Source organism: Streptomyces capparidis (assembly GCF_054782095.1).
The window spans coordinates 23,588-33,110 of record NZ_BAAGTD010000067.1 but is presented as its reverse complement, the minus strand read 5'-3'; the positions used below and the strand labels follow the sequence as shown (position 1 = coordinate 33,110).

The 9,523-nt window shown below is 75.7% G+C and carries 6 protein-coding genes; 4 read left to right on the top strand and 2 right to left on the bottom strand.

All coding sequences use genetic code 11. The features are described from left to right. The first annotated feature begins 684 nt into the window (after positions 1 to 684). On the top strand, positions 685 to 1,812 hold the full coding sequence (gene rlmN, locus ACYVO2_RS33860; protein ID WP_461011932.1) for a dual-specificity RNA methyltransferase RlmN: 1,128 nt from the start codon (positions 685 to 687) through the stop codon (positions 1,810 to 1,812). A 34-nt stretch (positions 1,813 to 1,846) separates the two neighbouring features. On the opposite strand, the gene ACYVO2_RS33855 is transcribed toward rlmN, so the two are convergent. Further along, positions 1,847 to 3,058, bottom strand: a complete 1,212-nt coding sequence (locus ACYVO2_RS33855) for a hypothetical protein (protein WP_461011931.1) — start codon at positions 3,056 to 3,058, stop codon at positions 1,847 to 1,849. After that, complete coding sequence (locus ACYVO2_RS33850; RefSeq protein WP_461011934.1) at positions 3,040 to 3,849, bottom strand: ABC transporter ATP-binding protein; 810 nt, start codon at positions 3,847 to 3,849, stop codon at positions 3,040 to 3,042. Before ACYVO2_RS33850 ends, ACYVO2_RS33855 begins: the two co-directional genes overlap by 19 nt. Positions 3,850 to 4,132: 283 nt before the next feature. Between ACYVO2_RS33850 and ACYVO2_RS33845 the strand changes: the two genes are divergently transcribed. The 3 genes from ACYVO2_RS33845 to ACYVO2_RS33835 all read left to right on the top strand — a co-directional run bounded on the left by ACYVO2_RS33845 (position 4,133) and on the right by ACYVO2_RS33835 (position 9,504). After that, positions 4,133 to 5,584: a gamma-aminobutyraldehyde dehydrogenase gene (locus ACYVO2_RS33845; protein WP_461011930.1), complete on the top strand. Its 1,452-nt coding sequence runs from the start codon at positions 4,133 to 4,135 to the stop codon at positions 5,582 to 5,584. Positions 5,585 to 5,882: 298 nt separating this feature from the next. Then, positions 5,883 to 7,979: a hypothetical protein gene (locus ACYVO2_RS33840; RefSeq protein WP_461011929.1), complete on the top strand. Its 2,097-nt coding sequence runs from the start codon at positions 5,883 to 5,885 to the stop codon at positions 7,977 to 7,979. Positions 7,980 to 8,007: 28 nt separating this feature from the next. Further along, positions 8,008 to 9,504, top strand: coding sequence for an ABC transporter substrate-binding protein (locus ACYVO2_RS33835; RefSeq protein ID WP_461011928.1), 1,497 nt, complete (start codon positions 8,008 to 8,010; stop codon positions 9,502 to 9,504). The last annotated feature ends 19 nt before the right edge of the window (positions 9,505 to 9,523 follow it).

Sequence of the window (9,523 nt, the reverse complement as noted above, 5' to 3'; positions counted from 1 at the left end):
CGGAAAACAGGCGTCTGACCTGCGGTGTAGCGATGAAGCGGCTGTAGCGGACTTCCCAGAGGGGGGCCGGGGAGCCGGGCTAGGCGGCTCCCCGTGCTACCGCAGTGTGCTGGACCCACATTCGTCTGAGTCGTGACTCATCGCGACTCAACGCCTCTCGCCACAAGTCAGACGATCACCTGCGCCACTCCCTGCCCGACTCAGGCAGGGGGCAGGCTCAGCCTGAGTCAGACGGTGAGCGGCGATGAGTCGCGATGCCGGGCAGGTAGCGCACGGCTGTGACCTGCACTGAGGCGCGATGAGTCACGATGAGCCGCGACTTCGAAGGAAACAGTTCCAGCAGACCGATCCACTGTGCGCCGACCGGGCGGCAGTCGAGCGCCCACGGCCGAGGCACGGCCGGGTGCTAGCGGTGCGACCTGCCCTCCCGCAGCGCCCCGCAAAGGCCACTTCGACGCCCGGAGCCAACAGGTCGCTAGCCGCTAACCCACTGTTCAGGAGCTAGGTAGGCCGCTAGCAGGGTTGCTAGCGTTAGCGACCCCCGCCGCTAGCGCTAGCACTCCTCCCGGGCCGTCTACGGGCCGTCCGAGGTGACCCGAAGACGGCCGACAACGACCAACAACGACCGGGACGGGATCGCTCTGAACAGGGCGGGCATCCCGCGTCTGCGACACTGGATGCACCATGCCTGCACCTGGAGAGCTCACCTTCGCCGCCCCGCGCCGGGCCAAGCCGCCGCGCCACCTCGCCGACCTCACCCCCGCCGAGCGGCGGGAGGCCGTCGCCGCCCTCGGCGAGAAGCCGTTCCGCGCCGGCCAGGTCTCGCGGCACTACTTCGCCCGGCTCGCCGACGACCCGGCCACCTGGACGGACATTCCCGCCGCCGCCCGCGAACGCCTCGCGGGCGAACTGCTGCCCGACCTGATGTCCGTGGTGCGGCACGTCTCTTGCGACGACGGCGCCACCCGCAAGACCCTGTGGCGGCTGTTCGACGGCACCCTCGTGGAGTCCGTCCTGATGCGCTACCCGGACCGGGTCACCATGTGCGTGTCCTCGCAGGCGGGCTGCGGCATGAACTGCCCGTTCTGCGCCACCGGGCAGGCGGGGCTCACCCGCAACCTGTCCACCGCCGAGATCGTCCACCAGATCGTCGCCGGGATGCGCGACCTGCGGGACGGCGCCCTGGGCGGGCGGGACGGCGCCCCGGCGCGGCTGAGCAACATCGTCTTCATGGGCATGGGCGAGCCGCTGGCCAACTACGGCAAGGTCATCGGGGCGGTGCGCCGCCTCACCGACGCCGAGCCCGACGGCCTGGGCCTGTCCCAGCGCGGCATCACCGTCTCCACCGTCGGCCTGGTGCCGGCCATGCGCAGGCTGGCCGACGAGGACATGAAGGTGCGCCTCGCGGTCTCCCTGCACGCCCCCGACGACGAGCTGCGCGACACCCTCGTCCCCGTCAACACCCGCTGGAAGGTCCGCGAGGTGCTGGACGCCGCCTGGGCGTACGCCGAGCGCAGCGGGCGGCGGGTGTCCGTCGAGTACGCGCTGATCCGGGACATCAACGACCAGGCGTGGCGCGCCGACCTGCTGGGGCGGCTGCTCAAGGGCCATCGCGCGCACGTCAACCTGATCCCGCTGAACCCCACCCCCGGCTCCAAGTGGACCGCGTCCCGGCCGGAGGACGAGCGGGAGTTCGTGCGGCAGTTGGAGAAGCACGGCGTGCCGGTGACCGTGCGGGACACCCGCGGCCAGGAGATCGACGGCGCCTGCGGTCAGCTCGCCGCCGCAGAGGGCGCGCCGGCGCTCGGCTGAACCGGGCGCGCCCCCGGCGTGACCGGCCCAGGCGTCACCAGTACACCGGGAACGCCACCAGCTCCGCCGCCAGCCAGGTGAGCGGGCCCAGCCACGCCAGCAGCGCGCCCGTCCGCAGCACGGCGGCGCGCCGGGACACCGACGCCGGGGCCCCGAGGCAGGACAGCGCCACCCGCGCCGGACGGCACGTGCGCCGCGACTCCGCGGCCGCCGCCAGCACCGTGCCGACCGCGCACAGCACCACCAGCGCCGCCCCGCATGCCGTCAGCGGCCCCGGCCGCGGCTGCGCCGACACCTCGGCCAGCCGCACCGCCGCCACCGCCCCGCAGCCCGCCGCGCACAGCAGCCCCAGCGGACGGCCGAGCCGCCCCGCCTCCGACTGCAACCCCCGCCCGGCCAGCAGCCGCACCGCCCCGGGCCGCGCGCTCGCCAGCAGCCGCCCGCACAGGTGCACCAGGCCGGGACCGGCCAGGACGAGACCGGCGACCGCCACCACCCACCCGGCCAGCAGCACCGCGGGCACCGGGTCGAGGCCGCCCGGCAGCAGCAGCTCGTAACCGGGCGCGAGCTGCGCGCCGCACAGCTCCACCCCGAGCCCGCCGAGCAGCAGCGCCCCGCCGACCCGCAGCGTGCCCCACGGCCCGCGGTCCGCGGCGGTGAGGGCGCCCGGGCGCGGGCCGACCCGCCACCCGACCCGGCGCGCCCGGCGCACGCGGGGCGGGCGCGCCGGGCTCGGGCGCACGGCCAGGGCGGAGACGGCGGCGCCCAGCAGCGGCACCACCGCGAGCAGCGTCAGCGTCCCGGCGACGGGCAGCGGCAGGCCCGCGCCCAGGGCCGAGGAGAGCGCGCCCGACAACGGCCAGCCTCCGGTGGGCCATCCGGCCAGATCGCCCCGCACGTGCAGGAACACCGGCAGCGCGAGGCCGCTGCCCGCCGCGCAGGCCAGGCCGGTCGCGGCCGCCGCCGCCCCGGCCAGGCCCCGCCCCTCGCCGCCCACCGCCGCCAGCGCCTCCCTCAGCGCCCGGCTCGCCCGGACCCGGGAGACGGCCGCGGCCAGGGGCAGCGCCGCGGCCACCGGCACCGAGCACCACAGCAGGCGCGCCGCCGCCGTGCCCCGCGGCCCGGCCAGGGCGCACCCCAGCGCGCACAGCAGCAGGAAGCCCGCCCCGCCCGACACGGCCGCCAGGAGCAGCCCGCGCGAGACCGCGGCCGGCCGGGAGCGGCGGGCTACGCGGAGGCGGAGCACCGGTCCGCGCTCTTCGATCCGTTCGCGGCGGCCTGCGGCAGCACGCCGCGCGAGGCTGGGGCGCGCCGGGCCGCGGCGAGCTGCGGCGGCCCGCCCGCGCGCCGGCCGTCCAGCAGCGCCACCGCCCGGTCGGCGCAGGAGGCGACCTCGTCGTCGCTGGTGGCGAGCACCACCGTGATCCCGTGGGAGCGGCCCACGGCCGTCAGGGTGCGCAGCACCTGCCCGCGGTCCTCGTGGTGCAGCGGCGCCGTCGGCTCGTCGGCGAACAGCACGGTGGGCCCGCCGACCAGGGAGCGGGCGACGGCGACGCGCTGGCGCTGGGCCTGGCTCATCCGGTCCGGGGTCAGGCGGGCGCAGTCGGCCGCGTCGAGACGCTCCAGCCACTCCAGGGCGGCGACCCGCGCCGCGCGGACCGCGATCCCGGCCAGCAGCAGCGGCAGCGCGGCGTTCTCCCGGCCGCTCAGCCCGGGCACCAGTTGCGGCTCGGGGCCGATCCAGCCGAAGCGCTCCCGGCGCAGCCGCTCCCGCCCGGCCGGGCCGAGGGTGTGCACCGGCCGGGAGTGGAACCACACCTCGCCCTCGTCCGGCAGCAACTGCCCGGACAGGCACCGCAGCAGCGTGGTCTTGCCGCTGCCGCGCGGGCCGACGACCGCCAGGATCTCGCCGTCCCGCACCCCGAGGGAGACCCCGCGCAGCGCGGGCGGCCCCGGCGCCGGCCCGCCCCCGCGCGGCACGTCGTAGGACTTCACGAGCCCGCGTGCCCACAGCACGTCGTTGTCCGGCGGGGCCATGGCCGAGAGCACCTCCGGGTCTTGTCGCCTCATCCGCGAAAACGAGGGAAAAGCAGCGTCGGTCACGCCCGGGGAGCAAAAGTGGGCGCATTTGTCACATAAAGCACCTTACGTTCCATCCGCCCGGGAGAGCCGCATGACGCGCGGAGGGAGCGCGGAACGGCGTACCGGCGGGCGGCGCGCCGGGGACTACGCTGGCACCCACAGCCCGCGCGGCGCCGCGATCCGGCGGCCGCGGACAGGGGCTGCCCGATACCCGTCGGAAAGGGACAGGAGAGACGCTGTGAGCGAGCTCCGCGCGCTGCGCAACCACATCAACGGCGAGTCCGCCGACGCCGCGGACGGCCGCACCACCGAGGTGGTCGATCCCGTCACCGGCCGGGCCTGGGCCACGGCACCGCTGTCCTCGCGCGCCGACGTCGACGCGGCCATGCAGGCGGCCGCCGCCGCGTTCCCCGCCTGGCGCGACAGCACGCCCGCCGTCCGGCAGCTCGCCCTGTTCAAGATCGCCGACGCGGTCGAGCAGCGCGCCGAGGAGCTGATCGCCGTCGAGTCGCGCGACACCGGGAAGCCCCTCGCGCTGACCCGCAGCGAGGAGATCCCGCCGATGGTGGACCAGCTCCGCTTCTTCGCGGGCGCCGCCCGGATGCTCGAGGGCAGGTCGGCCGGCGAGTACATGGACGGCCTCACCTCGTTCGTCCGCCGCGAGCCCATCGGGGTGTGCGCGCAGGTCGCGCCGTGGAACTACCCCATGATGATGGCCGTGTGGAAGTTCGCCCCGGCCCTCGCCGCGGGCAACACCGTCGTGCTCAAGCCGTCCGACACCACCCCGGCCTCCACGGTGCTGCTCGCCGAGATCGTCTCCGGCGTGCTGAAGGAGCTGAACCTGCCGCGGGGCGTGTTCAACGTCGTCTGCGGGGACCGCGACACCGGCCGCCTGATGGTCGAGCACCCGATCCCGGCCATGGCGTCCATCACCGGCTCGGTCCGCGCCGGTATCGAGGTCGCGGCCAGCGCCGCCAAGGACGTCAAGCGGGTCCACCTCGAGCTCGGCGGCAAGGCCCCGGTCGTGGTCTTCGAGGACGCCGACCTGGCCAAGGCCGTGGAGGACATCGGCGTCGCCGGGTTCTTCAACGCCGGGCAGGACTGCACCGCCGCCACCCGGGTGCTGGTGCACGAGAGCGTCCACGACGAGTTCGTCGCCGCGCTGGCGAAGTTCGCCGCGGGGACCAAGACCGGGCGGCCCGACGACGAGGACGTGCTGTACGGGCCGCTGAACAACGCCGACCAGCTCGCCCGGGTCGCCGGCTTCGTCGAGAGGCTGCCGGACCACGCGCGGATCGAGACCGGCGGCCACCGCGTCGGCGACGAGGGCTACTTCTACGCCCCCACCGTGGTCAGCGGGCTGCGGCAGGACGACGAGATCGTGCAGAACGAGGTGTTCGGCCCGGTCATCACCGTGCAGAAGTTCTCCTCCGAGGAGCAGGCCCTGGAGTACGCCAACGGCGTCGAGTACGGGCTGGCGTCGTCGGTGTGGACCAAGGACCACGGGCGGGCCATGCGGATGTCGAAGCGGCTGGACTTCGGCTGCGTGTGGATCAACACCCACATCCCGCTGGTCGCCGAGATGCCGCACGGCGGCTTCAAGAAGTCGGGGCACGGCAAGGATCTGTCCGCCTACGGCTTCGAGGACTACACGCGCATCAAGCACGTGATGACGTCCCTGGGCGACTGAACCGCCCCGCACCGCGCGTCCCCACCGCCCCGCCGGCCCCCCAGCCGGCGGGGCGGTGGGTTGTGCGGGCCCGCCGCCGGGCCGCGTCCCGTCGGCCGTGCCGCCCTCGTGGTGCCGCCCCTCGCCAGCCCGCACCACCCGCAACGGGGCGGGCGGGCCCCGGCGGGAGCCCGGACCCTTCCCTGTGGACGGAACCGGAAAGCAGCGGGGAGTTTTCCACAGCCACTGACGGTGACGGCACCCGGCGACTACCGTGTGAACACACGCAGACACACTGACCGATGGGGGAGAGGTCACTGTGACGCCGCCTGCCGTCCTTCGCGGGGCCGTCGAGATCACCGAGAGGTTCCTCGACGAGTGCCTCGACCCGCGCCCCGCCCGCGCGACGGGCGGTGCCCGCGGCGGTCCGGAGCTGCCGCTCGTGGTGCTGCTCGGCCCGCGCGGCAGCGGCAAGACCGCCGTGCTGCGCCGCCTGGAGGAGCGCTGCCGCCGCAACGTGGTGCCGCTCGCCCGCCTGGACCTCGACGGCCGCGAGCAGGCCAGCCCGGGGCAGGTGGCGTCCGCGCTCGCCTTCCTGCTGGCCCGCCGCCTGGAGGGCGTGCCGCACCCGCGCTTCCCGCGCCTGCTGTTGGGCCAGCTCGTCCTCGACGCCGACCTGCACCGCGGCGACCCCCAGCGCGCCCGCGCCCAGATCGACGACCTGCTGCGGCGCCGCCCCGGGCAGGCCCGCGAGGGCGAGGGCCTCGGCCTGGTCGGCGACCTGCTGGAGCAGGCCGGGTTCCTGCCCCCCGGCGGCGCCCTCGCCCTGAACCTGGCGGTCGAGGGCATCGGCGGCCGCCTCACCCTCGGCCGCGCCCCCTACCGGCGCGCCCTGGAGTGGTACGGCCGGGACAGCGCCGATCCCCGCGACGCCCTGGCCACCCTGCACCGCTACTGGCACGACGGCGACCCCAACGAGCGGCGCAGCGTGGACGAGGCCCAGTGCGGCGCCTTCCTCGCCGACCTGCGCGCCCACCGGGCCAGGCGCCGCAGCCGCGTCTGCGTCGCCCTGCTGGACAACGCGGACTCGCCCGCGGGCGCCGAGTTCCTCCAGACCCTGATCCGGGTCCGCGAGGCGTGGGACCTGCTCGGGCCGCGCGACCGCGACTCGCTGCTGCTCATCGCCACCAGCAGGCGCCGCCCCCGCGCGTGGAGCGCCGTCGCCCCCCGCGAGGACCAGGTGCCGCCCCGCACCCCCGACACCGCGAGCTACGAGGACTGGACGTGGACGCGGCGGGAGCTCGGCGGCGACGGCTCCTGGTGGTACCCCGTGCTGCTGCGCGGCCTCGGCCTGGGCGACCTGGACGCCCTCGCCGCAGCCGAGACCCGCCGGGCCCGCGCCGCCTCCCCCGAGCGCGCCGCCACCCTCACCGACCTGACCGCCGCCGTGCACCGCGCCACCGGCGGCCACCCCTGGGCGGCCCGCGCCCTGGTCGGGGCGGTGCTGCACCGCCCGCACGGCACCTCCCGCGCCGACGCGCTGCGCCGCGCCCTGGACACCCCGGTCCACCCGCGCGGGGAGGACGAGCACGACCCGCCGGCGGTCACCGGGGGCGAGCCCGCGGGGCCCACCCTGGGGGAGCACGCGCTCGCGCGCATGGTCCGCGGCGCCTTCGAACCGGACGAGGTCGCCGCTCTGGCCTCGCTCGCCGCCGCCTGGGACCCGCACGACAGCGCGGGCCTGGACCAGTGGATCCCGGCCGCCCCCTCCGGCTTCCCGCAGCTCTACCAGAAGCTCAAGGACCACCTGTGGCTGGTGGACGACGCGTCGGCGGACCCGCGGTCCCGCCCCGGCCGGGGCACCGTCCCGTTCATCCCGCAGCCGCGGGAGGGCAGCGGCATCCACCCGTGGCTGCGCACCCTGCTGCTGCACCGGCTCGCCCGCGGCGAGGACTGGGGCTCGGTCCACCGGCGGCTGCGCGACGAGTACCGCAGGGAGGCCGCCGCGGCCGGGGCGGCGACGGCCGCGCTCCGCGTCCGCGCGCTGCACCACGAACTCGCCGTGGACGGCCTGGCCGGCCCCGTCGCCCACCTCCGCGACCGCTGGGAGGACCGCGAGACGGGCCCGGGCGCGTGGCTGGACGAGTTCAACGCGATCACCACCGCGCCCAACCGGGTGCCCCGCCAGGGCGACCCCAGGGCGGTGCTCGACCGGCTGGCCGGGGCCGTCGCCGACGGCACCGAGCTGGAGCGGCTGCTGTGGCTGCTGGCCGGCGCCAGGTGGATCCTCGCCGACCCGCTGGCCGACCCCGCGGGCGACCTGCGCGGCCCCGTCGCCGACCTGCTGCGCTCGCTCGGCGCCCGGTCCCGCGCCGGGTTCCAGCTCTTCTACGACGAGGCGGACAAGTACCGCTGAGACGGCACCACCGAAGGAGGGGGCGACAGTGGCTGACGGGAACAGGTGGCGGCCCGGCTTCCCGTACCGGCATCCGCTGCTGACGGCCGGCCTCGCGCTGGCGCTGGCCGGGGCGCTGCTGGCCGGGTACCTGCTGTGGCGGGCCGCCCGGGACACCAGTTGCGCCCCGGGAGTGGAGGAGCGCCGCGGCGAGTGCGTCGGTGTCACCGACGGCGCCCACGCCTTCCACGAGGACATGGAGGAGGTCTCGCGGCTGATCGAGGCGGAGAACGACTGGGTGGAGCGGCAGCGGCGGGAGCACGGCGAGCCCTATGTCACCGTCGCCTTCGCCCGCCCCATGGACCTCGAGGGCGGCGGGAAGGGGGACATCGACGCCGTCGTCAACGGCCTCAAGGGCGCCCACGCGGCCCAGTGGCGGGCCAACCGCACCAGCGTCCGCGGCAACCTCCCCAACATCCGCCTGGTCGTGGCGAACCTCGGGGAGAAGGGCGGGCACTGGCTGTTCACCGCGGAGAAGCTGGTCGAGGCGTCCCGCGACGGGCAGCGGCTGGTCGCGGTCACCGGGATAAGCCGCAGCACCGCCCAGACCACCGCCGCGCTCAACCATCTGAGCAGGCATCGGATCCCCCAGGTCAGCGACGTGCTCACCGCCGACCGCATCAAGGGCGACCCGATGCTGGCCCGGGTGGCCCCCACCAACAGCGACCAGGCCGCGGCGGCCGCCCGCTGGCTGCGCGACCAGGGCGTAGAGAAGGTCCAGCACGTCTTCGACCGCAACCCGGACGACGCCTACGCCGCGACGCTGCGCGCCGCCTTCCGCACGGCGTTCGGCGGCGAAGGGCTGCGGGAGGAGGGCGGCGCCTACAACTCTGCGCTGGGCGACCCCGCGAACCTGTTCTTCGCGATGGACGCCAACCTGTGCGGGCAGCGGGACACCGACACCGTCTACTTCTCCGGCCGCTCCGGGCCGCTGAAGGAGTTCGTCGAGCAACTGGGCAACCGCACCTGCCTGGAGCGCGCCTTCACCGTCGTCACCGCCGACGACGCGACCCTGCTGCTCTCCGACGACGAGTTCGACCAGGCCCTGCGCAGGAGGATCAGGGTCGTCTACACGGGCCTGGCCCACCCCGACGTGTGGAAGCACGCCACCGACTCCGCGGTCCACCCCAACACGGTCGAGTTCTTCGGCGACGAGGGGTGGTTCGCCAGGACCTTCCGGGGCACCCCGCTGGCCGACGGGCACGTGATCATGGCGCACGACGCGGTGCTCACGGCGGTGTGCGCCATCCGGCTCGGCGGAGGCCAGGGGAGCGACGTGCCGCGCCCCGAGGACGTGGCGCAGAACCTGCACGCGCTGGTCGGCGGGCGGGAGGTGCCCGGCGCCAGCGGCTACATCTCCCTGGACGAGCGGGGGTTCGCCAGGGACAAGGCCGTGCCCGTCCTGGAGATACACCCCGGCGGCCGGATCACCCTGCTCACCCCGAACCCGGTGGCGGACCCCGCCTCCGCCCCGGACGGCCGGTGAACGGGCCCCGGCAGGCGCC